A 23,089-nucleotide genomic window follows, 5' to 3' on the forward strand; every position below is an offset into this window, starting at 1 on the left:
ATGTCCCCAAAACAGCGCCACCCGTTTCAAGCCATGGCGTTGATGTCCGCCATCGTCTCCCAACTTGTCGGTTCGATTTTGGTCGGCGTTTTCGGCGGGAGATGGATCGATGATCGATTTGGCACCGAGCCGATCTTTTTGATCGTCGGCCTTTTGCTCGGACTGGCGGCCGGCGTGTATGCCATGTTGCGCTTGATCCGCCAATATTTCTCTGAGGAGTAATAAAATGGGAAGTCTTCAAACGGTGTTTTTGCGGCAAGTTAGGTATATATTGTATTTGCTCGCCATCTATACGCTCGGCTTTGGATTTACGCCGTATAAAACCGTTTTTCTCAGCTTGATTCTCGGCACATCGATCAGCCTCCTCATGGTTTGGAACTTAACCTGGAAAATCGAAAAATTCGGACAAGCGGTGGCGGCGCGCAAAAAAGTGCGCACATTAGGCACCTTATCGCGTTTGGCGCTTGCCGCGTTGGCTGCTGTCATTGTTCTGACGTATCCGCAATATTTCCATATCGCGCCAACCGTTTTGGGATTAATGACATCCTACATTGTCATTATAATAGATTTCTTCTTTCACAAATGGAAAAACGACAAGCTGCAGGTATGAAAGCGAGGTGAGAGAGGATGGAGCATAAAGCGCCGCTTGTCGAATTTTTAGGCCTTACGTTTAATTTATCTGATATGTTGATGATTACGATCACGAGCTTGATCGTTTTCATCATTGCTGTTGCGGCTACTCGCTCGCTTCAGCTGCGCCCGACGGGGATGCAAAACTTTATGGAGTGGGTCTTTGACTTTGTCAGAGGCATCATTAACAGCACGATGGATTGGCAAACGGGCGGCCGCTTTTTGACGCTGGGCGTCACGCTCATCATGTATGTGTTTGTGGCCAATATGCTTGGACTGCCGTTTTCCGTCCACGTAAACGGTGAACTTTGGTGGAAATCGCCGACCGCGGATGCGACCGTTACGTTGACGCTGGCGGTGATGGTCGTCGGCCTCACCCACTACTATGGCGTCAAAATGAAAGGGGCGTCCGACTATTTGCGCGATTACACCCGTCCAGTCGCCTGGTTGTTCCCGCTTAAAATCATCGAAGAGTTTGCCAACACGCTGACGCTCGGTTTGCGTCTTTTCGGGAACATTTACGCCGGGGAAATTTTGCTTGGCTTGCTCGCCAGCCTTGGCACGCATTACGGTGTGCTTGGCGCTGTTGGCGCAGCCATCCCGATGATGGTGTGGCAAGCGTTCAGTATTTTTGTCGGAACGATTCAGGCGTTCATTTTTACGATGTTAACAATGGTTTATATGGCTCATAAGGTCAGTCATGACCATTGAGCATTCCTTTTCATTAGAGCAAGACTTGAATGAAACATTACTTTAAACATTGCGAAGGAGGATCTATCAACATGAGTTTGGGTGTACTTGCAGCTGCGATTGCGGTAGGTTTGGGGGCGTTAGGCGCCGGCATCGGCAACGGGTTGATCGTCAGCCGTACCATCGAAGGGATTGCTCGTCAACCAGAATTGCGTCCGGTTTTGCAAACGACGATGTTCATCGGGGTCGCGTTGGTTGAGGCGCTTCCGATCATCGGTGTCGTCTTCTCGTTCATTTACTTAGGTCGATAAGAAATCGATATGGAAAGTGATGGCGAAGTTCGTGTCAACGACCACCTTCGCCATTCCTTTATGTGCGGTTTTGCGAGATCGCGTCGGTGCGATAGCTGTCGAAAGGAGTGAAACGCGGTGTTGTGGAAGGCAAACGTATGGGTGCTCGGCGAAGCGGCGCATGGCATCAGCGGCGGCACGATTATTTACCAATTGCTGATGTTCATCATTTTGCTGGCCTTGTTGCGCAAATTCGCTTGGCAGCCGTTAATGAATATCATGAAACAACGTGAAGAACATATCGCGAACGAAATCGACCAGGCGGAAAAACGCCGTCAAGAAGCAGAAAAACTTCTTGAAGAACAGCGCGAACTGATGAAGCAGTCGCGCCAAGAAGCGCAAGCGCTCATTGAAAACGCGCGCAAGCTGGCTGAAGAGCAGAAAGAACAAATTGTCGCCTCGGCCCGTGCGGAAGCGGAACGGGTGAAAGAAGCGGCGAAAAAAGAAATCGAGCGTGAAAAAGAACAGGCGATGGCCGCGCTCCGCGAACAAGTGGCCTCGTTGTCTGTCTTGATCGCCTCAAAAGTGATTGAAAAAGAGCTGACCGAGCAAGATCAACGCAAGCTGATCGAAGCGTACATCAAAGACGTTCAAGAGGCAGGAGGAGCGCGATGAACCAAGAAGTGATCGCCAAACGGTACGCGTCCGCTTTGTTCCAAATCGCGCTCGAACAAGGACAGCTTGATCGAATCGAAGAAGATGTTCGCGCCGTGCGCCAGGCGTTGGCGGAAAACGGCGAGTTTTTATCGCTTCTTTCGTATCCGAAACTTTCCTTGGATCAGAAAAAAGCGCTCATCCGCGAAGCGTTCGCCGGTGTGTCCACCCCGGTGCAAAACACGCTTCTCCTTCTTCTGGAGCGCCATCGCTTCGGCCTTGTGCCCGAGCTGGCGGAACAGTTTCTCGCCCTAGTCGACGATGCGCGTGGCATCGCCAAGGCGGTCGCCTATTCGGCGCGGCCGTTGACGGACGAAGAACTGCGGGCGCTTTCCGACGTCTTTGCCCAAAAAGTCGGCAAACAGACGCTTGAGATTGAAAATATCATTGATCCGGAACTCATCGGCGGCGTGAAGCTGCGCATCGGCAACCGCATTTACGACGGCAGCGTCAGCGGGCAGCTTGAACGGATTCGGCGGCAGCTGATCGGCTAACATTTGAAGACAGGGGTGAAAGGCATGAGCATTCGAGCGGAAGAAATCAGCGCGCTCATTAAGCAGCAGATTGAAAACTATGAATCGCAAATCCAAGTGAGCGACGTCGGCACCGTCATCCAAGTCGGCGACGGGATCGCGCGCGCTCATGGGCTCGATAACGTCATGTCCGGCGAGCTCGTCGAGTTTGCCAACGGCGTGATGGGCATGGCGTTGAACTTGGAAGAAAACAACGTCGGTATCGTTATTTTAGGACCGTACACCGGCATTAAAGAAGGGGACGAAGTGCGCCGTACGGGCCGGATCATGGAAGTGCCCGTTGGGGAAGCGCTCATCGGCCGCGTCGTCAACCCACTCGGTCAGCCTGTTGACGGATTAGGGCCGGTGGAAACGACGGAAACGCGCCCGATCGAGAGCCCGGCGCCGGGCGTTATGGACCGGAGATCGGTGCATGAGCCGCTGCAAACCGGGATTAAAGCGATCGACGCGCTCGTGCCGATCGGCCGCGGCCAGCGCGAACTCATCATCGGCGACCGGCAAACGGGGAAAACGTCCGTCGCCATTGACACGATCATCAACCAAAAAGACCAAAACATGATTTGTATTTATGTCGCCATCGGGCAAAAAGAATCGACGGTCCGCACCGTTGTCGAAACGCTCCGCAAACACGGCGCGCTCGACTATACGATCGTCGTCACCGCTTCGGCGTCGCAGCCGGCTCCGCTTTTGTTCTTGGCGCCGTATGCCGGTGTGGCGATGGGCGAGTATTTCATGTATAAAGGCCAACACGTGTTAGTGGTCTATGACGATTTATCGAAACAAGCCGCGGCATACCGTGAATTGTCGCTCTTGCTTCGCCGTCCGCCGGGCCGTGAAGCGTATCCGGGGGATATTTTCTACTTGCACTCCCGCCTGCTTGAGCGCGCAGCGAAATTGAGCGATGCCAAAGGCGGCGGTTCCTTGACCGCGCTTCCGTTCGTCGAAACGCAAGCGGGCGATATTTCCGCGTACATTCCGACGAACGTCATCTCGATTACGGACGGGCAAATTTTCTTGCAATCGGACTTGTTCTTCTCCGGCGTCCGCCCAGCGATCAACGCAGGGTTGTCCGTTTCGCGCGTCGGTGGGGCAGCGCAAATCAAAGCGATGAAAAAAGTAGCCGGGACGCTCCGTTTGGACTTGGCCGCTTACCGTGAGCTGGAGGCGTTCGCCCAATTCGGCTCCGACCTCGACAAGGCGACGCAAGCGAAGCTCGCCCGCGGGGCGCGCACGGTCGAAGTGCTGAAGCAAGATTTGCATCAGCCGATTCCGGTCGAAAAACAAGTGTTGATCATCTATGCATTGACGCGCGGCTTTTTGGACGACATTCCGGTTGAAGATGTGCGCCGTTTCGAGAAAGAGTTTTACTTGTGGCTCGACCAAAACGGCCAACACTTGCTTGAGCACATCCGCACGACGAAAGATCTTCCGAACGAAGACGATCTCAATAAAGCGATCGAAGCGTTCAAGAAAACGTTTGTCGTTTCACAATAAGGCCGGCGGGGGCATATCGCCCCCTCACGCCTGTTAGAACCCGTGCAGCAAAAAGGTGGTGAAACCTTTGGCATCGTTACGCGATATTAAAACGCGCATCAATGCGACGAAGAAGACAAGCCAAATTACAAAAGCGATGGAAATGGTCTCGACGTCGAAGCTGAACCGAGCGGAGCAAAACGCGAAATCGTTCGTTCCATATATGGAGAAAATTCAAGAAGTCGTGGCTAATGTGGCGCTTGGCGCCGGGGGGGCTTCGCATCCGATGCTCGTTTCGCGCCCGGTGAAAAAAACCGGGTATCTCGTGATCACGTCGGATCGCGGTCTGGCTGGCGCGTACAACAGCAACGTGCTGCGCCTCGTGTACCAAACGATCCAAAAACGCCATGCTTCTCCGGACGAATATGCGATCATCGTCATCGGCCGCGTCGGGTTGAGCTTTTTCCGCAAGCGGAACATGCCGGTCATTCTCGACATCACCCGCTTGCCGGACCAGCCGTCGTTTGCCGATATTAAAGAAATCGCCCGCAAAACGGTTGGGTTATTCGCCGACGGTACGTTTGACGAGCTGTATATGTATTACAACCATTACGTGAGCGCGATCCAGCAAGAGGTGACGGAACGGAAGCTTCTGCCGCTCACTGACTTGGCGGAGAATAAGCAGCGCACGGTGTACGAATTTGAACCGTCGCAAGAAGAAATTTTGGACGTCTTATTGCCGCAGTATGCGGAAAGCCTCATTTACGGCGCATTGCTCGATGCAAAAGCAAGCGAACACGCCGCCCGCATGACGGCGATGAAGAACGCAACGGACAATGCGAACGAGCTCATTCGCACATTGACGCTTTCCTACAACCGCGCTCGCCAAGCGGCGATTACGCAAGAAATTACGGAAATTGTCGCCGGAGCAAACGCCTTGCAATAGGGGACTAGCAAGTTAGGAGGGAAAACGATGACAAGAGGACGCGTTATCCAAGTCATGGGTCCGGTTGTAGACGTCAAGTTTGAGAACGGCCACTTGCCGGCGATCTACAACGCCCTGAAAATTCAACATAAAGCGCGCAACGAAAACGAAGTCGACATCGACTTGACATTGGAAGTCGCCTTGCACCTTGGCGATGATACAGTACGGACGATCGCGATGGCGTCCACAGACGGCCTCATCCGCGGCATGGAAGTCATCGATACCGGTGCACCGATTTCGGTGCCGGTCGGCGAAGTCACGCTTGGCCGCGTGTTCAACGTCTTGGGCGAGCCGATCGACTTGGAAGGCGACATTCCGGCTGACGCCCGCCGCGACCCGATTCACCGTCCGGCGCCAAAATTCGAGGAATTGGCGACGGAAGTCGAAATTTTGGAAACGGGGATTAAAGTCGTTGACTTGCTTGCCCCGTATATTAAAGGCGGAAAAATCGGTTTGTTCGGCGGCGCTGGCGTAGGAAAAACGGTCTTGATTCAAGAGCTGATCCACAACATCGCCCAAGAGCACGGCGGGATTTCCGTCTTTGCTGGCGTCGGCGAACGGACGCGCGAAGGAAACGACTTGTACCATGAGATGAAAGATTCCGGCGTCATCAGCAAAACGGCCATGGTGTTCGGACAAATGAATGAGCCGCCGGGGGCGCGGATGCGCGTCGCCTTGACCGGCTTGACGATGGCCGAATACTTCCGTGATGAACAAGGCCAAGACGTGTTGCTCTTTATCGATAACATCTTCCGTTTCACGCAGGCCGGTTCGGAAGTGTCGGCGCTGTTAGGCCGCATGCCGTCGGCCGTTGGTTACCAACCGACATTGGCGACGGAGATGGGTCAATTGCAAGAGCGGATCACGTCGACGGCGAAAGGATCGATCACCTCGATTCAAGCGATTTACGTCCCGGCCGACGACTATACGGACCCGGCTCCGGCCACGACGTTCTCGCACTTGGATGCGACGACGAACCTGGAGCGGAAGCTCGCGGAGATGGGGATTTATCCGGCCGTTGACCCGCTCGCTTCGACATCGCGTGCGTTGGCGCCGGAAATCGTCGGCGAGGAGCACTACCAAGTCGCCCGCAAAGTGCAGCAAACGCTGCAACGTTATAAAGAATTGCAAGACATCATCGCCATCTTGGGGATGGATGAACTGTCGGATGAAGACAAACTCGTCGTTCATCGCGCCCGCCGCATTCAGTTCTTCTTGTCGCAAAACTTCCATGTGGCGGAACAATTCACGGGCCAACCGGGTTCGTACGTGCCGGTTAAGGAAACCGTACGCGGTTTCAAAGAAATTTTGGAAGGCAAATATGACCACCTTCCGGAAGAGGCGTTCCGCTTAGTCGGCCGCATTGAAGAAGTCGTTGAAAAAGCGAAAGCGATGGGTGTCGAAGTGTGACCCGGGATAGGGGGATTGGACAATGAAAACGATCCACGTGAGCGTCGTTACTCCTGATGGCCCGGTGTACGAAGACGATGTTGAGATGGTCAGCGTCAAAGCGAAAAGCGGCGAGCTCGGCATTTTGCCGGGGCACATTCCGCTTGTCGCCCCGCTCGAGATCAGCGCGGCCCGGCTGAAAAAAGGCGGCAAAACGCAATACATTGCCGTCAGCGGCGGCTTTTTGGAAGTCCGCCCGGACAAAGTGACGATTTTGGCTCAAGCTGCTGAACGGGCGGAGGACATTGACGTCCTCCGCGCCAAAGCGGCGAAAGAGCGGGCGGAGCGCCGCCTGCAAAGCCAGCAGGATGACATCGACTTCAAGCGGGCTGAACTGGCGTTAAAACGCGCCATGAACCGTTTGAGTGTTGCGGAAATGAAGTAAAAAGCAGGGGAAAACTCCCCTGCTTTTTTTGATGAAAACAGAAGAATCGTCCGTCAAGGAGAGAGGCAAACGCTCTCTCTTTTTTCGTTCCTCGCATTCCGTCGTTTCAACAAAGATGAAGCGCTTACATGAATGGATACAGTGTTGACAGTGTTAACTTGAAGTTTTGCTGACACGGCTGGATATAAATGTTATAATGAAATCGAAGGAATTATTGAAAAATTTCATCATTAACACCATACGTATGTAGTAAACCGGAAGGGGGCGAGCTGGTTGAGCAACATCTATGCAAACAGTTATTTGATCATCTTCGTCTTCCTTTGCCTCGGTGTGTTGCTGCCGATCGGGGCGCTCACGGCCGGGCGGTGGCTGCGGCCGCACGTGCCGAGTGATGCAAAGGCGACAACGTATGAAAGCGGTAACAATCCCTTTCACGACTCGCGCGTTCAGTTCCAAGTTCGGTACTACCTATTTGCCTTGCTGTTTGTCATTTTCGATATCGAGACGGTGTTTTTGTACCCGTGGGCTGTTGTCTATGACCAACTCGGTTTGTTCGCGTTGGTGGAAATGATCATTTTCATCGTTTTGCTTGCCATTGGCCTTATCTATGCTTGGAAAAAGAAGGTGTTACGATGGATGTGAAATGGGAGGGTTTTTCTGGCGTCGAAATGGAAGAAGTGAAGCGAAACGTCTTTTTGACGACGTTGGAACAGTTGAAAGGATGGGCCCGAAGCAGTTCGCTTTGGCCGTTGACGTTCGGCCTTGCCTGTTGCGCTATCGAGATGATGGCGGTCGGCGGCGCCCATTACGACCTCGACCGGTTCGGTTCGTTTTTCCGCGCCTCGCCGCGGCAGGCGGACGTCATGATTGTCTCGGGCACGGTGACGAAAAAAATGGCGCCGCTCTTGCGCCGGTTGTATGACCAAATGCCCGAACCGAAATGGGTCATCGCCATGGGTTCGTGTGCGACAGCCGGCGGCCCGTACGTCAAATCGTACAGCGTCGTCAAAGGCGTCGACCAAATTGTCCCGGTGGACGTGTACATACCAGGCTGTCCGCCGAACCCGGCAGCGCTCATCTACGGTATTCATAAATTAAAAGAAAAAATCCGACTGGAAGCCAAAACGGGGAAGAAGGTGCTGTAACCGATGGATGAAGAAAAAGATTTGGCCCAGCGAAAAAAAGAAGCCGCTGAGCGGGCAAAACAGCTGGCGCGCGAACGGCTCGCGGCTAGGCAGGCAGATGAACAGGCCAAGTCAGCCGCCGAAACGGGCAGTTTGAAAACGCCCCCGAATTCGAATGGCAGCCAGCTCGAAACAACGAAGGGAGAGGCAACGGAACCGGCATCGGCCGACGATCTTGCATTGGCGAAAAAACGAGCAGCCGAGGAAGCGCGGGAGAGGGCCGCCGAACTGCGAAGACAGCGGGAAGCAGCCGCGACAGGCGGCGCGACCGAAGGCGACCTCGAGGCGGCGAAGAGAAAGGCGGCGGAGGAAGCGCGGGCGAGGGCGGCGGAGCTGCGAAGACAGCGGGAAGCAGCCGCGACAGGCGGCGCGACCGAAGGCGACCTCGAGGCGGCGAAGAGAAAGGCGGCGGAGGAAGCGCGGGCGAGGGCGGCGGAGCTGCGAAGACAGCGCGAGGCCGCTGCGTCTGGTGCGGCGACCGAAGGCGACCTCGAGGCGGCGAAGAGAAAGGCGGCGGAGGAAGCGCGGGCGAGGGCGGCGGAACTGCGGAGACAGCGCGAGGCCGCTGCGTCTGGTGCGGCGACCGAAGGCGACCTCGAGGCGGCGAAGAGAAAGGCGGCGGAGGAAGCGCGGGCGAAGGCGGCGGAGCTGCGAAGACAGCGCGAGGCCGCTGCGTCTGGTGCGGCGACCGAAGGCGACCTCGAGGCGGCGAAGAGAAAGGCGGCGGAGGAAGCGCGGGCGAAGGCGGCGGAGCTGCGGAGACAGCGCGAGGCCGCTGCGTCTGGTGCGGCGACCGAAGGCGACCTCGAGGCGGCGAAGAGAAAGGCGGCAGAGGAAGCGCGGGCGAGGGCGGCGGAACTGCGGAGACAGCGCGAGGCGGCGGAAAGCGGTGCGGAGGATGATCTTGAGTTGGCGAAGAAAAAGGCAGCTGCGGCCGCGAAGGCGAGAGCTGCTGCATTAGCCAAACAAAAAGCCGCTGAAGCGTCGGGCGACGATGACGAGCTAGCCAAGCAAAAAGCGGCCGCCGCGGCGAAAGCGAAAGCTGCGGCCGCGGCAAAAGCGCGGGCGGCGGCCTTGGCGAAGCAACAAGGCGGCGCTGGCGATGAGGGGGCGAAACAAAAAGCGGCAGCGGCCGCCCGGACAAAGGCCGAAGAAACTGACGGAGGAACCGGACGGTATGCCGCTCCGTCGCCGAACGATCCGCTGCTTGAGAAATATGTCCGCATCATTCATGAGCATCTCGGTTCGGACGTGCTCGAGGATGCATACATCAACCGGCTGGCGAAAGATGTGCCGACGCTTGTCGTGAAAAAAGAGGCGTACTACAAAGTCGCCGAGTTGTTGAAAGGCCATGAACAGCTTCGGTTTGATTATTTATCCGAGCTGCACGGCACCGATTTTCAAACGCATATGGAAGTGTACGTCCATTTGTATTCCTATCCAAACCGGCAGCCGGTGGCGCTGAAAGTCAAAATCGAGCGCGACAACCCGGAAGTCGATTCGCTCGTTCCGCTTTGGCCGGGGGCGAACTGGCCGGAGTGCGAAGCGTACGATTTGCTTGGCATCCGTTTCCGCGGCCACCCGAACTTAATCCGCATCTTCCTAGGGGAGCAATGGGTCGGGCATCCGTTGCGCAAAGATTACGAGCCGTATGATGCGGAGGTGTAGATGATGCTGCGCACAGAAGAAATGATTTTAAACGTCGGCCCTCAACACCCGAGCACGCACGGGGTGTTCCGCCTCATTTTAAAAATTGACGGCGAGATCATTCAAGAAGCGACACCGGTCATCGGCTATTTGCATCGCGGAACGGAGAAAATTGCCGAAGGGCTGCAATATACGCAAATCATCCCGTACACCGACCGGATGGACTATTTATCAGCGATGACGAACAACTATGTGCTTTGCCATGCGGTCGAAACGATGATGGGCATTGAAGTGCCGGAGCGGGCCGAATATTTGCGCGTTCTCGCCATGGAGCTTGGGCGGATCGCCAGCCACCTTGTCTGGTGGGGGACGTACTTGCTTGACCTTGGCGCGACGAGCCCGTTTTTGTACGCGTTCCGCGAACGCGAAATGATTATTAATCTATTAAATGAGCTGTCTGGAGCGCGGTTGACGTTCAACTATATGCGCATCGGCGGGGTCAAATGGGATGCGCCGGACGGTTGGATTGACAAAGTGAAGCAGTTCGTTCCGTACATGCGGGAGAAACTTCACGGCTATCATGAGCTTGTCACCGGCAATGAAATTTTCCGCCAGCGCGTCACCGGCGTCGGGCGGTATACGAAAGAAGAGGCGATCAGCTATTCGCTGAGCGGCGTCAACTTGCGGTCGACCGGCGTCAAATGGGATTTGCGCAAAGATGAACCGTATTCGATCTATGACCGCTTTGATTTTGACGTGCCGGTGCGCGAGGGCGGCGATTGCCTCGCCCGCTATGAATGCCGGATGGCGGAAATCGAACAGTCGCTCCGCATCATCGAGCAGGCGTGCGAGCAATTTCCGCCTGAGGGGCCGATCATGGGAAAAGTGCCCCGCATCATTAAAGCGCCGCCGGGTGAGACATTTGTCCGCATCGAAGCGCCGCGCGGCGAGATCGGCTGCTATATTGCGAGCGACGGCAAAAAAGAGCCGTACCGCCTCAAATTCCGGCGCCCATCGTTTTACAACTTGCAAATACTCCCGAAGCTGCTCAAAGGGGAAAACTTGGCCAATGTCATCGCCATTCTTGGGTCGATTGACATTGTGCTTGGGGAGGTCGACGGATGATGGAACAATGGCTTGAATCCACGCCTGGCTGGTCGAACATCGCCCTGTTTTTCGGGCTTGGGGCGCTGCTTTTGGCGGTTGTGCTCGCCTTTGTCACATACGGCATTTTGGCCGAACGGAAAGTGATGGGGTTTATGCAAGGGCGCATCGGCCCGAACCAAGTCGGCGGCCGCTTCGGACTGCTGCAAACCGTTGCCGATGTGTTGAAGCTGCTTTTGAAAGAGGATACGATCCCGAAAGCGGCCGACCGTCCGCTCTACGTGCTGGCGCCGATCATCGCCTTTGTGCCGTCGTTTATGGTGTTGGCGGTATTGCCGTTTACCGATGCGTTCCGGTTCGCCGATATTGGCGTCGGCCTTCTGTATTATATCGCTGTCTCCGGCTTGACGACCGTCGGCGTTGTCGCCGGCGGCTGGGCGTCAAACAACAAATACGCTCTGCTTGGCGGCATGCGGGCAGCCGCGCAAATGATTTCCTATGAGATTCCGCTCGTCATGTCAGCGCTTGGCGTCGTGCTTTTGGCTGGAAGCATGAATTTAGTCGACATCGTTGCGGCGCAAAAAGACGTCTGGTTCATTTTCGCCCAGCCGTTGGCGTTTTTGATTTTCCTCATTGCCGCGGTGGCCGAGTTGAACCGGACGCCGTTTGACTTGCCGGAGGCGGAGTCCGAGTTGGTCGCCGGCTTTCATGTCGAATATTCCGGATTCCGTTGGGCGTTCTTTATGCTCGCCGAGTATGTGTATTTGTTCGCCATGGCGGCGCTTGTGACGATTTTGTTTCTCGGCGGCTGGCATCCGGTCGCCTTTCTCGGCTGGATTCCTGGCGCGGTCTGGTTTGCGCTGAAGTTTTGTGCGGTTGTTTTCGTCCTCATTTGGTTTCGCGCCACATTTCCGCGCGTGCGCGCCGACCAGCTGATGGAGTTCGCCTGGAAAGTGCTGCTTCCGCTTTCGCTCGTCAACATTGTGCTGACGGCGGTCGTTAAAGCGTGGTTTTTCTAAAAAAGCCGGTGATTTAGTGAAAAGTCGCGAAAAACGGACTTTTCTCAAATTGAGAAGTCCTGTAAAATCAACGCCTCTCTTTCAACCAAAAGCAACGGATTCGGCGAAATCGGTCGTTTTTCGCCAGTCCTCTAAAGAAACAAAGCAACTTGTCTTGCCAGGAAGGGGGCAGCCGCCCATGAGCATGGCCTCCTCCTTCGGGCAGAGGTCGTGTCGGAACGCCACTTTTCCCATGAGAGGGGTAGACGGATGATAGGGTTGATGAAAGGATTGGCGTATACGTTAAAAGAGTTGACGCGCGAAAAAGTGACGTACGATTACCCGCACGAACCGCTCCCGCTCCCGGATCGGTTTCGGGGCATCCAGAAATTTTATCCCGAAAAATGCATCGTGTGCAACCAGTGTGTCAACATTTGCCCGACCGAATGCATCCAGCTGACCGGGAAAAAACATCCCGATCCGACGAAAAAAGGGAAAGTGATTGAGACGTACAACATCAACTTTGAAATTTGCATTTTATGTGATTTGTGCACGGAAGTATGCCCAACGGAAGCGATTGTCATGACGAACAACTTTGAGCTCGCGGAATACAGCCGCGACGCTCTGTATAAAGATTTGGCCTGGCTTGATGAAAACGATACGAACATAAGAAGGGAGAATAAGCCGTGAGCGGAACGGACATCGCCTTTTTCTTGCTCGCCCTCGCGGCGATTGCCGGGGGAGTGACGATGCTCCAGCTGACGAACGTCGTCCATATGGTCATCGCCCTCGTCATGACATTTTTGGGCATTGCCGGGCTGTACGTGCTGTTGTCCGCCGAATTTGTCGCTGTTGTGCAAGTGCTCATCTATTCCGGAGCCATCACGATCATCATGCTGTTTGCGATCATGCTGACGCGCCATCACACAGACGAAAGGGAGCGCCAAACCACCGGCGGCGTCTGGCATAAAGCGGTTGCCGCCCTCTCCGTCATCGCCTTCGGCCTTGCCGTCTACTTCGGCATCCGCCAGCTCGACTTCGGCGCTGACGGCAGCGCGCTGGCGGGCGACAACGCTAAGGCGATCGGCAAGTTGCTTTACTCGTATTATACGATTCCGTTTGAAATCGTGTCTGTCATTTTGCTTGTCGCCTTAATTGGCGCGATCGTGTTGGCGAAAAAAGACGGCAAGGGGGCGGAAGACGAATGACATTATCGGCCTATTTAGCGTTGGCGCTGATCTTGTTTTGCATCGGGCTGTACGGGGCGCTCACGAAGAGGAATACGGTCATTGTGCTCATCTGCATTGAGCTGATGTTGAATGCGGTCAACATCAACTTCGTCGCGTTTGCCAAATACGGCGCCCATCCCAGCGTTCACGGGCATGTGTTCGCGCTGTTTGCGATCGCCGTGGCGGCGGCGGAAGCAGCCGTCGGCTTAGCTGCGCTCATCGCTTTTTACCGCAGCCGGAAGACGGTTCAAGTCGATGAAGCCAATTCGTTGAAACATTAGAGAAGGGGATGGGAACGATGATGAACCTAGCTTGGGTCGTGCCGCTGTTCCCGCTTGGTTCGTTCATTCTGTTGCTGCTGTTCGGACGGAGATGGAAACAAGCAAGCGCCTATGTCGGCATCGCCGCGGCGTTCTTGTCGCTGCTTTTGGCGCTCGCGGTGCTTGTGGACCGCCTCGGCGGGTCGACGTATGAGGCAAACTGGACATGGATGACGATAGGCGGCGTGACGTTGACGGTCGGGATTTCCGCCACCGCCCTAAACGCTTGGATGCTCGTCGTCGTCGCACTCGTCAGCTGGCTCGTCCATGTGTATTCGCAAGGGTACATGGCTGGCGATGAACGGTTTTCCACCTTTTACGCGTATTTGGGCCTGTTTACGTTTGCGATGCTCGGTCTTGTGCTGTCGCCGAATTTGCTGCAGGCGTACATCTTTTGGGAGCTCGTCGGGCTTGGATCGTTTTTGCTGATCGGTTTTTACTTCTATAAGGAAGAAGCAAAAGCGGCGGCGAAAAAAGCGTTCATCATGACGCGCATCGGCGACGTTGGCTTTTTCATCGGCATGATGTTGCTCTTTTGGCAAACGCACAGCTTTGATTACGACGACATTTTCCGCGCCGTCGGCGACGGGACGCTGTCGCCGGGGATGACGACGCTCGCGGCGATCTTGATTTTCATCGGCGCCATCGGCAAATCGGGGCAATTTCCGCTCCATACATGGCTTCCAGACGCGATGGAAGGCCCGACGCCGGTGTCGGCGCTCATCCACGCTGCGACGATGGTGGCGGCCGGTGTGTACCTTGTGGCGGCATTGTTTCCGCTGTATGAGGCAAGCCATGCAGCCATGATGACTGTGGCGACGATCGGCGGGGTGACGGCGATTTTCGCCGCGACGATCGGCTTGGTGCAGACGGACATTAAGCGCGTCCTCGCGTATTCGACGATCAGCCAGCTCGGTTATATGATGTTGGCGCTTGGCGCCGGCAGCTATGTCGCGGCCATCTTCCATTTGACGACGCATGCGTTCTTTAAGGCGCTCCTCTTTTTGGCCGCCGGGAGCGTCATTCATGCCGTCCATACCCAAAACATCGAGGAAATGGGCGGACTTTGGCGGCGGTTGCCGTGGACCGCGCCGCTGTTTTTGATTGGAGCGCTGTCGATCAGCGGGGTTCCGCTATTCTCCGGCTTTTTCAGCAAGGACGAAATTTTGGCTGCCGCTTGGACGAACGGGCCGCGCCCTCTCTTTTGGCTCGCGGTCGCTGCCGCGCTGCTGACGTCGTTTTATATGTTCCGTCTCTTTTTCCTCGTCTTTGCCGGAAAAGCGCGCCGTGATGAAGAGGTGCATGAAGCGCCGGCATCCATGGTTGGTCCTATGCTTGTGCTCGGCGTGTTGTCGATCGTGGCGGGGTACGTGCAAACGCCGTGGTTTGGCCCGTTCCTTGGGGAATGGTTGACGGATGGAGCGTATCGTCATGAAGCGGCGCCGGGATGGATTGCTGTGGCGGCGGCAATCGTCTCGCTTGCCGGGATTCTCCTCGCCTGGCTCATGTATGGGGCGCGGAAGGTGCCGCGCGATTGGCTGTCCGCGCGCGTTCCGTATGTTGATGAGCTGTTGCGCCGCCACTACTATATCGATGACATCTACCGTTTGACAGTTGTGGCGCTCGTGTCGCTCATCAGCCGTTTGTTGGTGTATGTCGACCGCTTCCTTGTTGAAGGGATCGCCCGGCTTGCGGCCGGCATCGTCGGCGCGGCTGCCTCGGCTGGGTCGCGTGGGCAAAACGGGCAGGCGCAGACATATGGGGCGGTGACGGTGGCCGGATTGGCGATTTTGGTCGTCATCTTCGCCTTAACAGGGGGGTACTGGCTATGATGTTTTTATCACTGCTCGTCTTTTCACCGCTGTTAGGCATCGTGTTGTTGATGTTTGTCCGCAAAACGGATGAACGAATGATTCAATGGCTCGGAACGGCCGCCACCGTACCATCGCTCATTTTGGCGCTGTTTGCTTTCATCCAGTCCGGGCGTGGGTTTCGCCTCGAGCAGCTCGATGAAGCGCGGGACTGGGTGCGGCTTGCTGACCTGCCATTTTTGACGGACGCGGCGTACGTCATCCGTTATGAGCTTGGCATCGATGGGCTGTCGCTTGTTTTTATCGTTTTGACTGCGGTGTTGTCGACGTTGGCCGCTTTGGCGTCGGTGCTTGTCAAAACGGAGAAAAAAGGGTATTTTCTTTGGCTGCTGGCGCTCGAGATTGGTATGCTCGGCGTATTTTCCGCCGCCAATTTCGTTTGGTTTTTCCTCTTTTTAGAAGTGACGTTGGTTGCCATGTTTTTGCTTGTCGGCAAGTGGGGCGGATTTGAGCGCGAGCGGGCGGCGTACAGCTACTTGTTGTACAACGGTCTTGGTTCGGCCTTACTGCTTGTCGTGATCGCGGTGTTGGTCGCCCGCGCGGGAACAGCGAACTTTGCCTTGCTCCATGAGATGTTACATAATCCCGTTGCCCAAGGGCAGTGGATTGCGCCGCTTTCGGAAGAGGGGCGTCGCTGGCTGCTGGGGGGGCTGCTGCTGGCGTTTGCGATCAAGCTGCCAGCCTTTCCGTTCCATCGTTGGCTCATCCGCGTTCACGTTGAAGCGCCGCCGCCGGTTGTCATGCTTCACGCCGGGGTGCTATTGAAAATTGCGGCATATGCGATGATTCGCTTCGGGGTCGGCTTGTTTCCGGGCGAGTTCCGCTCGTTTGCCGGCGTTCTCGCTCTATTTGGCGTCATCAACGTGTTGTACGGCGCGCTGTTGGCGCTTCGCCAACGCGAACTGAAGCGCGTGCTCGCCTACTCGAGCGTATCGCATATGGGGGTTGTGCTCATCGGACTCGGCGCGTTGAATGAGGCCGGTATTCAAGGAGCGGTCCTGCAATCGATCGCACACGGGCTCATTTCGGCTTTGTCGTTTTTGCTTGTCGGCGTGCTCGCCGGGCGAACGGGAACGACGGATCTCAACCGGCTTGGCGGACTGACGAAAGCGATGCCGCTCTTTTCCGGGTATTTGCTTACAGCAGCGCTCGCCTTGCTCGGCTTGCCGGGCATGGCGGGGTTTGTCGGTGAATTCACGTCGTTTCTCGGGCTGTTTCAAACGAAGCCGGTCCTCGCCGCCGTAGGGGCGCTTGGGTTGATCTTAGCTGCGGCTTACTCGCTCAAGGCTGTTCTTGACATCACATTCGGCCGCGACCGTCGAGGGGCGGTCATGAATCCAAGATCGACGGCGGAGGCGATCGAGGTGCATCAGGCTGCCGTCGACTTGCGAGGGAAAGAAGCAGTGCCGGCGTTCATCCTCGTCGCGTTGATCGTGGCCGTTGGCGTCTATCCGCAGCTATTGGCCGCGCCGCTTACAGCCGTCGTAGAGACGATGATGAACGGGCTAGGAGGGTGATCACATGAACGATGTATGGCAATCCGATTGGGGCATGATGACGCCGGAATGGATCGTTCTTGCGGTTGCCATTGTGCTAGTAGTGATCGATTTGGCCCTGCCAAGCGGCCGAAGCCGGCGTCCGCTCGCCTGGGGCGCCGCGGCGGCGGCGGCATTGGCCATGATCGCGACAGCGGCGATGATTCCGGCCGAGCCGGCATCCATTTTACATGATACGTTCCGGCTCGATGCGTTCGCCAAAGCATTTAAGCTCATTGTGCTGGCTGGCGCCGCATTCGCTTTGCTTCTGACCGCCGATTGGAAACCGAAAGAAGACAGTCCTCACCGCGGCGAGTTTGCCTATATGATGCTGTTTGCCTTGCTTGGGGCGATGATGACTGCGTCAAGCGGCGACTTGCTGACGCTGTTCGTCAGTATCGAGCTGCTGTCGGTATCATCCTACATTTTGGCCGGCTTACGCAAAACAGCGCCGGAGTCGAATGAGGCGGCGCTCAAATACGTGATCAACGGCGGCATCGCCACCGCCATCATGCTGTTTGGCATGAGCTATCTGTTCGGCTTGACCGGCACGACGAATCTCGGCGGCATTGCACGCCGTTTGCAGGAGACGAACGAGCCGTACATGCTCGCTTTGGCGTTTCTCCTTTTGCTGATCGGGGTTTCGTTTAAGCTGGCGACCGTTCCGTTCCATATGTGGGCGCCGGACGTGTACGAAGGAGCGCCCGTTCCTGCGACGGCGTTTTTTGCCGTCGTGTCGAAAACGGCCGGCTTTGTCCTTCTTCTCCGTTTGCTCGTGACGATCTTTGCCGCAGCGCCGTCTGAAGGGCGGGACCCATCATCGCTTCTCTTGTCGATGCAGCCGGTCATCACCGTGTTAGCCGGATTGACGATGATCATCGGCAGCGTTGTGGCGCTTCGGCAGCGGAGCTTAAAGCGGCTGCTCGCCTATTCAGGCATCGCCCATGCCGGCTACTTGCTCGCCGGGTTTGCCGCGATGTCATGGACGATGATCGATTCGCTTTGGCTGTATTTGGTTGTCTATACGTTCATGAACATCGGAGCGTTTGCTATTGTGGCCCATATTGTCAATGAAACGGGATCGGATGATTTGGATGGACTCACCGGCTTGTACCGGCATCGTCCGCTGTTGGCTTCAGCGCTCGGGCTGTTTTTGCTCTCGCTTGCCGGCATTCCGGGAACGGCTGGGTTTATTGCCAAACTGTATATATTCATTGGCCTTGTCGTCACTGAACCGGGCCATTACGTGCTCGCTGTGGTGATGGCCATCACGACTGTCATCTCATACGTGTATTATTTCCATTTGATCGTTCAGCTCTTTTTCCGTCCGGCGTTCACGGCACCGCTTGGCCGGCTTCCGGCCGGTTTGTCGACCGCCGTCATCCTTTGCGCGCTTGGAACGTTGGCGATCGGCTGGGCGCCGGGGCTGGCTTACGATGTACTCGCCCAGTTTGGGCATTTTGGCGATTTTTTGCCGTAACGGTAGAATAAAGGGAGAGGGAGAATGCCTCTCCTCTTTTTTTGCGCCGCTGGCCTCGTTTGGAAAGGGGGGATGCGCTGCCTGCTTTGCGAAGGAAAGATTCATGAGCCATCCTTTTTGCTTTCCACCCAGCAGGAAGTTTCAAGGCTTGCGCATTTTCTTTAGAAAAGGTCCATAAGCGCATTCGCACTCCACTCGGTATGAAAATGTTCACTCAAGGCGCAGCATTTTCACGGAAAAGTGTAGGTTCAGATACTATCGTATCTGACGGCAATTCCTCCCCCACTTATCGTTGGGCTATCGCCCTGCACACGATTGAAGTGGGGGTATCCTTGCCGATTTTAGATGAAGCGCCCTGGCTGCTCGCCGCGTTTCGGAAAAGAGAGAATGCTTCGTATGCACCGTTTCACATATGCTGGAGAAAGAGGTGAAACTTGATGATGCCGGTCATCGGCCAACAAGCGTTGATTTCGATTATCGTTCATTTGGCGTTTCTAGCGGTGACGTGGTGGACGCTGCAGGCAGTGAGGCTCGAGGTGTTGCTTCGGCCGAACCGTGTCGTTCAAGGGCGGTTGTTGTACATTTTATTGACGATTGCCATCGGCTCGACGGTGGCGAACTTTTTCCTCGACTATTGGGCTTGGTCAACCGATTTGCCGTATTTGTTCCGCGAATAGCGAGGCTTGGGGCGCCGCATGGCTTCGGCTTCCCCTCGCTTGCCTCGCCCTCTGTTCGGCCGTCAAGGGGCCCCGCCCTTGACGGCGTCTCTTTGCACGCTGTCCCTTTTTTCCACCGATTCTCCGCCGATTGCCCTTCGCTTTGATGTTTGAAAACGGTTTCAAAAATCACCGATTGTCGATTTTTTTGACGTATGTTCCCTTGCTCAGCGGCAACAATAACAAGTAAGGAGAGGAAGGGAACGAAGATGAGAAAAAATCCAGTCTGTTGGCTAATGGCGCTCGTCGCCGCGGTCTCGTTGTTGGCCGCAGGACAATACCGGACGGAGGGCGCCGGGGGGAACGAATGGTCCAAGCCGTTGGAAACGATGGCGCACACATTGGTGCAACATGGTGCCTCGCTCGGCCGTTGGGTCGTGTACACAAGAGAGTATGCCCACGATATTCAAAATGATGCGGACTTTTTCAAAAAAATGGCGGAGTTCAAACAAACATACCGCTCCTTTCGCTGGACGTTCCACCAAGCTAACCATTGGCAAAAAGTGATCGGCACGAACGACCATTCCTTCTTTCGTGAACAAATTCAGCTTGTGATGACCGTCACAAACGGAATGCCGCAAACGTATATCCTCTATGAAGCGACCGGTCCGATGTGGAGCCAAGCTAGGTGGAAAGAAGCAGCACAGCACATTGAAAAAACGACGAACAGCCTATTTGTGAACCACCCTACATTTTTTGCTTGTATTGAAGGCGAGTTCAGTGGTAATATGAAAGGTGGTTTGTTCGACCAAGCCTCTCAATTGCTTCGTGATTTTCAAGCGACGCCTGTCGAGTGGTTGCGGGAAGAGTCACTCGTTTCCCTGTCTGCATATACTGGGCAGTGGAAGAACGTTCTCCCGGCCGCCAATCATCAGCCGATCAACCTGCAACTCGCCTTGAGAGAAAGATTGGGCGGCAAGACGCGCGTCGTTGCTGGAACCCCAATCATTACCATTGAATATTAATATAGAGAAATTGGACGCGGAGGGGAATACCTTGGAAAAGATCATCGTCCGTGGCGGAAACCGGTTGAGCGGCACCGTCAAAGTGGAAGGCGCAAAAAATGCCGTTTTGCCTGTCATTGCTGCCACTTTATTGGCTACGAAAGGAACGAGTACGATTCATGATGTGCCTGCTCTTTCCGATGTATATACAATCAGCGAAGTGCTCCGCTATTTAGGCGCCGACGTGCACATTGCCGGCGAAACGGTCACCGTCGACGCCACCGGTCCGTTGACGGTGGAAGCGCCGTTTGAATACGTGCGAAAAATGCGCGCATCGGTGTTGGTCATGGGCCCGCTGTTGGCGCGCAACGGCCGAGCCCGTGTAGCGCTGCCGGGCGGCTGTGCCATTGGCTCGCGCCCCATTGATCAGCACTTAAAAGGATTTGAAGCGATGGGTGCATCCGTGAAAGTGGGCAACGGCTTTATTGATGCGGAAGTGAATGGACGGCTCCGCGGCGCCAAAATTTATTTGGATTTTCCAAGCGTCGGGGCGACGGAAAATATTATGATGGCCGCCGTCCTCGCGGAAGGAACAACCGTGATCGAAAACTGTGCGAAAGAGCCGGAAATTGTCGATTTGGCGAACTTTTTGAATGCGATGGGCGCTAAAGTGCGCGGCGCCGGCACCGGAACGATTCGAATCGAAGGGGTCGACGAGCTCGTCGGCACCACACATACGGTCATTCCGGATCGCATTGAAGCTGGCACGTTTATGGTGGCAGCGGCCATCACCGGCGGCGACGTCCTCGTGCAAGGGGCGGTTCCAGAACATTTAGGCTCGCTGATCGCCAAACTCGAAGAAATGGGCGTAACGGTCATTGAAGAGGAAAATGGGGTGCGTGTCATTGGTCCGGAAAAGCTGAAAGCCGTCGACATTAAAACGATGCCATATCCGGGCTTTCCGACCGACATGCAGTCGCAAATGATGGCTCTCTTGTTGAAAGCGGAAGGCACAAGCATGATCACCGAGACGGTGTTTGAAAACCGCTTTATGCATGTTGAGGAATTCCGGCGCATGAACGCCGATATTAAAATTGAAGGTCGTTCGGTCATGATCAATGGTCCGTGCCAGCTGCAAGGCGCGGAAGTGGCGGCGACCGATTTGCGCGCAGCGGCAGCGTTGATTTTGGCTGGACTCGCGGCAGACGGCTACACGCGCGTAACCGAGCTTCGTCATCTCGACCGCGGGTACGTCCGCTTCCATGAAAAGTTGGCTGCGCTTGGGGCTGACATTGAACGCGTCCGTGAAGAAACGGAACAATTCGACCACATTCAAGCGATCCAATGAAACGGATCAGGAGCGAGAAAACGACCGTGAACTGCCTTCGAGCAGGAAATGGTCGTTTTTTCTATCCGCACATGGCACGCGCCTGAGGCTGCTATATGGCCAAGCTGGGTCGTCGTTTTCATGTTCCGGTGGAGGGCAGACCACTGCCCATGGACCTTTTCCGTGAAAATGCAGGACTGACGCGGATTTTCATCCCTGGGTGGAGGGCAAAACGTTGCCCATGGACCTTTTCTATGAAAAGAAAACTGTCATACATACTTGTCCGAGCCCATAACTATAGTAACGAACCGAAGCCAATGCAGGCATTTGTTCGCAATGTCCGCTTGTGCTTGGAAAACGCATATTGGGGGCTCGGCTATGGTGAAACGATTGAAACCCGTAATGGTGCTCGCTTTCTTGCTATTTGTCGCCATCCTCGTCATTCCGACAGCGCTCGTTCTTCCCTTTTATGACGGGAAGGTGGCGAAATTGGCCGAACAACTGCACAAGCAAGAACAACTTCAGCGGTCGCAGGCAGCCGAAGGGCCGTCCGTCGAGGTGGCGGTCTACCGAAGCAAAGAACAACGTGTCGAACATATTCCGCTCGAGCAATACGTCATCGGCGTCGTCGCAGCGGAAATGCCGGCCGAATTTGAGCTCGAGGCATTAAAGGCGCAAGCGTTGACGGCGCGCACATACATTGTCAAGCAGCTGCTTGCCAACCAGCCGTTTCGCCTGCCAAAAGGAGCGAATGTGACCGACACGGTGGCTCATCAAGTCTATTACAGCGATGACGAGTTGCGAAAGCTGTGGGGCAGCGATTATGATTGGAAAATCAAAAAAGTGACAAAAGCCGTGTTGGAAACGCAAGGACAAATTTTGACATACAACAACGAGCCGATCGAGGCGCTGTTTTTCTCAACAAGCAACGGGTATACCGAAAATTCGGAAGCCTATTGGCAAAGCGATTTTCCCTATTTAAAAAGCGTCGCCAGCCCATGGGATAAACAATCGCCGAAGTTTTACCAGCGGAAAACGATGTCGGTGGCGGAATTCGAGCGAAGGTTGGGGATCGAACTGCCCGCTGACGGCTCAGTCGGCGTCATTGTATCGCGCACTCCCGGCCGCCGCGTCGGCGAAGTAAAAATCGGCGGCAAGACGTTTACGGGCCGTGATGTGCGCGAACGGCTCGGGTTGCCGTCGAGTGATTTCACTTGGGTGCGCAACGGAGATGACATCATCATTACGACGAAAGGTTACGGCCATGGCGTCGGCATGAGCCAGTACGGGGCCAACTTTATGGCGAAAGAAGGGAAAACGTACGCTGACATTGTCAAATATTATTACCGCGGTGTCCATATTTCGTCGGCGACGGCGTTTTTGAACAAGCTGACAGCGAAAAACGGATGAGTCGGGGGATTTTGCGCCCTCGACTTTTTTGTCCCTTTCTCAGGGCCAAAGACAGGGAGGCGCCCCTCATTTTTTGTGTATAAAATCTAGCCGAATGTCAAAAAATAAGTGAAAAAATTGGTTTTGATGTGTATATCTTTTCCTCTTTCTGTTCAAAATGGTTGCTGAGGTGATG

25 protein-coding genes are annotated in these 23,089 nt (G+C 55.3%); all 25 read left to right on the forward strand.

All coding sequences use genetic code 11. From position 1 onward, the window contains the following. The 25 genes from ETC05_RS07425 to spoIID all read left to right on the forward strand — a co-directional run bounded on the left by ETC05_RS07425 (position 1) and on the right by spoIID (position 22,914). Positions 1 to 222, forward strand: a complete 222-nt coding sequence (locus ETC05_RS07425; protein ID WP_011232833.1) for an AtpZ/AtpI family protein — start codon at positions 1 to 3, stop codon at positions 220 to 222. Between the two features lie 4 nt (positions 223 to 226). Further along, positions 227 to 610, forward strand: a complete 384-nt coding sequence (locus ETC05_RS07430) for an ATP synthase subunit I (RefSeq protein ID WP_014196951.1) — start codon at positions 227 to 229, stop codon at positions 608 to 610. 17 nt (positions 611 to 627) lie between these two features. Further along, the gene (atpB, locus tag ETC05_RS07435; RefSeq protein WP_011232831.1) at positions 628 to 1,341 is read left to right on the forward strand and encodes a F0F1 ATP synthase subunit A; all 714 of its coding nucleotides are present in this window, start codon (positions 628 to 630) and stop codon (positions 1,339 to 1,341) included. 71 nt (positions 1,342 to 1,412) lie between these two features. Continuing rightward, entirely contained in the window at positions 1,413 to 1,631 is a 219-nt protein-coding gene (atpE, locus tag ETC05_RS07440; RefSeq protein WP_011232830.1) for a F0F1 ATP synthase subunit C, read from the forward strand. 120 nt (positions 1,632 to 1,751) lie between these two features. Next, a complete protein-coding gene (locus ETC05_RS07445; protein WP_171660741.1) occupies positions 1,752 to 2,285 on the forward strand; it encodes a F0F1 ATP synthase subunit B in 534 nt (177 codons plus the stop codon). Then, a complete protein-coding gene (locus tag ETC05_RS07450; protein WP_011232828.1) occupies positions 2,282 to 2,818 on the forward strand; it encodes a F0F1 ATP synthase subunit delta in 537 nt (178 codons plus the stop codon). The genes ETC05_RS07445 and ETC05_RS07450 overlap by 4 nt, the downstream gene beginning before the upstream one ends. A gap of 24 nt (positions 2,819 to 2,842) precedes the next feature. Further along, positions 2,843 to 4,351 carry a F0F1 ATP synthase subunit alpha gene (gene atpA, locus ETC05_RS07455; protein ID WP_011232827.1) on the forward strand — a complete coding sequence of 503 codons (1,509 nt, stop codon included), beginning with the start codon at positions 2,843 to 2,845 and terminating at the stop codon, positions 4,349 to 4,351. A 67-nt stretch (positions 4,352 to 4,418) separates the two neighbouring features. Then, positions 4,419 to 5,276, forward strand: coding sequence for an ATP synthase F1 subunit gamma (gene atpG, locus ETC05_RS07460; protein ID WP_011232826.1), 858 nt, complete (start codon positions 4,419 to 4,421; stop codon positions 5,274 to 5,276). A 27-nt stretch (positions 5,277 to 5,303) separates the two neighbouring features. After that, positions 5,304 to 6,725 (forward strand): F0F1 ATP synthase subunit beta, encoded by a 1,422-nt coding sequence (gene atpD, locus ETC05_RS07465; protein WP_171660719.1) that lies wholly within the window; start codon positions 5,304 to 5,306, stop codon positions 6,723 to 6,725. Positions 6,726 to 6,747: 22 nt separating this feature from the next. Beyond that, positions 6,748 to 7,149 (forward strand): F0F1 ATP synthase subunit epsilon, encoded by a 402-nt coding sequence (locus ETC05_RS07470; protein WP_011232824.1) that lies wholly within the window; start codon positions 6,748 to 6,750, stop codon positions 7,147 to 7,149. A gap of 273 nt (positions 7,150 to 7,422) precedes the next feature. After that, entirely contained in the window at positions 7,423 to 7,791 is a 369-nt protein-coding gene (locus tag ETC05_RS07475) for an NADH-quinone oxidoreductase subunit A (RefSeq protein ID WP_011232823.1), read from the forward strand. Continuing rightward, the gene (locus ETC05_RS07480; protein WP_011232822.1) at positions 7,782 to 8,294 is read left to right on the forward strand and encodes a NuoB/complex I 20 kDa subunit family protein; all 513 of its coding nucleotides are present in this window, start codon (positions 7,782 to 7,784) and stop codon (positions 8,292 to 8,294) included. The genes ETC05_RS07475 and ETC05_RS07480 overlap by 10 nt, the downstream gene beginning before the upstream one ends. Positions 8,295 to 8,666: 372 nt before the next feature. Beyond that, positions 8,667 to 10,001 (forward strand): NADH-quinone oxidoreductase subunit C, encoded by a 1,335-nt coding sequence (locus ETC05_RS07485; RefSeq protein ID WP_483299794.1) that lies wholly within the window; start codon positions 8,667 to 8,669, stop codon positions 9,999 to 10,001. A 3-nt stretch (positions 10,002 to 10,004) separates the two neighbouring features. Beyond that, entirely contained in the window at positions 10,005 to 11,105 is a 1,101-nt protein-coding gene (locus tag ETC05_RS07490) for an NADH-quinone oxidoreductase subunit D (protein ID WP_014196947.1), read from the forward strand. Beyond that, entirely contained in the window at positions 11,102 to 12,103 is a 1,002-nt protein-coding gene (nuoH, locus tag ETC05_RS07495; protein WP_011232819.1) for an NADH-quinone oxidoreductase subunit NuoH, read from the forward strand. The genes ETC05_RS07490 and nuoH overlap by 4 nt, the downstream gene beginning before the upstream one ends. A 249-nt stretch (positions 12,104 to 12,352) precedes the next feature. Beyond that, on the forward strand, positions 12,353 to 12,772 hold the full coding sequence (gene nuoI, locus ETC05_RS07500) for an NADH-quinone oxidoreductase subunit NuoI (protein WP_013146600.1): 420 nt from the start codon (positions 12,353 to 12,355) through the stop codon (positions 12,770 to 12,772). Beyond that, complete coding sequence (locus ETC05_RS07505; RefSeq protein WP_011232816.1) at positions 12,769 to 13,290, forward strand: NADH-quinone oxidoreductase subunit J; 522 nt, start codon at positions 12,769 to 12,771, stop codon at positions 13,288 to 13,290. Before nuoI ends, ETC05_RS07505 begins: the two co-directional genes overlap by 4 nt. Next, on the forward strand, positions 13,287 to 13,592 hold the full coding sequence (gene nuoK, locus ETC05_RS07510; RefSeq protein ID WP_011232815.1) for an NADH-quinone oxidoreductase subunit NuoK: 306 nt from the start codon (positions 13,287 to 13,289) through the stop codon (positions 13,590 to 13,592). Before ETC05_RS07505 ends, nuoK begins: the two co-directional genes overlap by 4 nt. A 17-nt stretch (positions 13,593 to 13,609) precedes the next feature. Further along, positions 13,610 to 15,463 carry an NADH-quinone oxidoreductase subunit L gene (gene nuoL, locus ETC05_RS07515; protein WP_171660721.1) on the forward strand — a complete coding sequence of 618 codons (1,854 nt, stop codon included), beginning with the start codon at positions 13,610 to 13,612 and terminating at the stop codon, positions 15,461 to 15,463. Next, positions 15,460 to 17,019 (forward strand): NADH-quinone oxidoreductase subunit M, encoded by a 1,560-nt coding sequence (locus tag ETC05_RS07520; protein WP_031406687.1) that lies wholly within the window; start codon positions 15,460 to 15,462, stop codon positions 17,017 to 17,019. The genes nuoL and ETC05_RS07520 overlap by 4 nt, the downstream gene beginning before the upstream one ends. A gap of 4 nt (positions 17,020 to 17,023) precedes the next feature. Further along, positions 17,024 to 18,517 carry an NADH-quinone oxidoreductase subunit NuoN gene (gene nuoN / locus ETC05_RS07525; protein ID WP_031406689.1) on the forward strand — a complete coding sequence of 498 codons (1,494 nt, stop codon included), beginning with the start codon at positions 17,024 to 17,026 and terminating at the stop codon, positions 18,515 to 18,517. Between the two features lie 437 nt (positions 18,518 to 18,954). Further along, the gene (locus tag ETC05_RS07530) at positions 18,955 to 19,194 is read left to right on the forward strand and encodes a DUF1146 family protein (protein WP_011232810.1); all 240 of its coding nucleotides are present in this window, start codon (positions 18,955 to 18,957) and stop codon (positions 19,192 to 19,194) included. 248 nt (positions 19,195 to 19,442) lie between these two features. Further along, positions 19,443 to 20,198, forward strand: coding sequence for a YwmB family TATA-box binding protein (locus tag ETC05_RS07535; RefSeq protein WP_031406692.1), 756 nt, complete (start codon positions 19,443 to 19,445; stop codon positions 20,196 to 20,198). Positions 20,199 to 20,229: 31 nt separating this feature from the next. Continuing rightward, complete coding sequence (murA, locus tag ETC05_RS07540; protein WP_031406694.1) at positions 20,230 to 21,525, forward strand: UDP-N-acetylglucosamine 1-carboxyvinyltransferase; 1,296 nt, start codon at positions 20,230 to 20,232, stop codon at positions 21,523 to 21,525. Positions 21,526 to 21,882: 357 nt separating this feature from the next. Then, positions 21,883 to 22,914: a stage II sporulation protein D gene (gene spoIID / locus ETC05_RS07545; protein WP_171660722.1), complete on the forward strand. Its 1,032-nt coding sequence runs from the start codon at positions 21,883 to 21,885 to the stop codon at positions 22,912 to 22,914. The last annotated feature ends 175 nt before the right edge of the window (positions 22,915 to 23,089 follow it).

Origin of the sequence: Geobacillus sp. BMUD (assembly GCF_013096845.1) — a bacterium.
GTDB classification, from domain to species: Bacteria; Bacillota; Bacilli; order Bacillales; family Anoxybacillaceae; genus Geobacillus; species Geobacillus vulcani.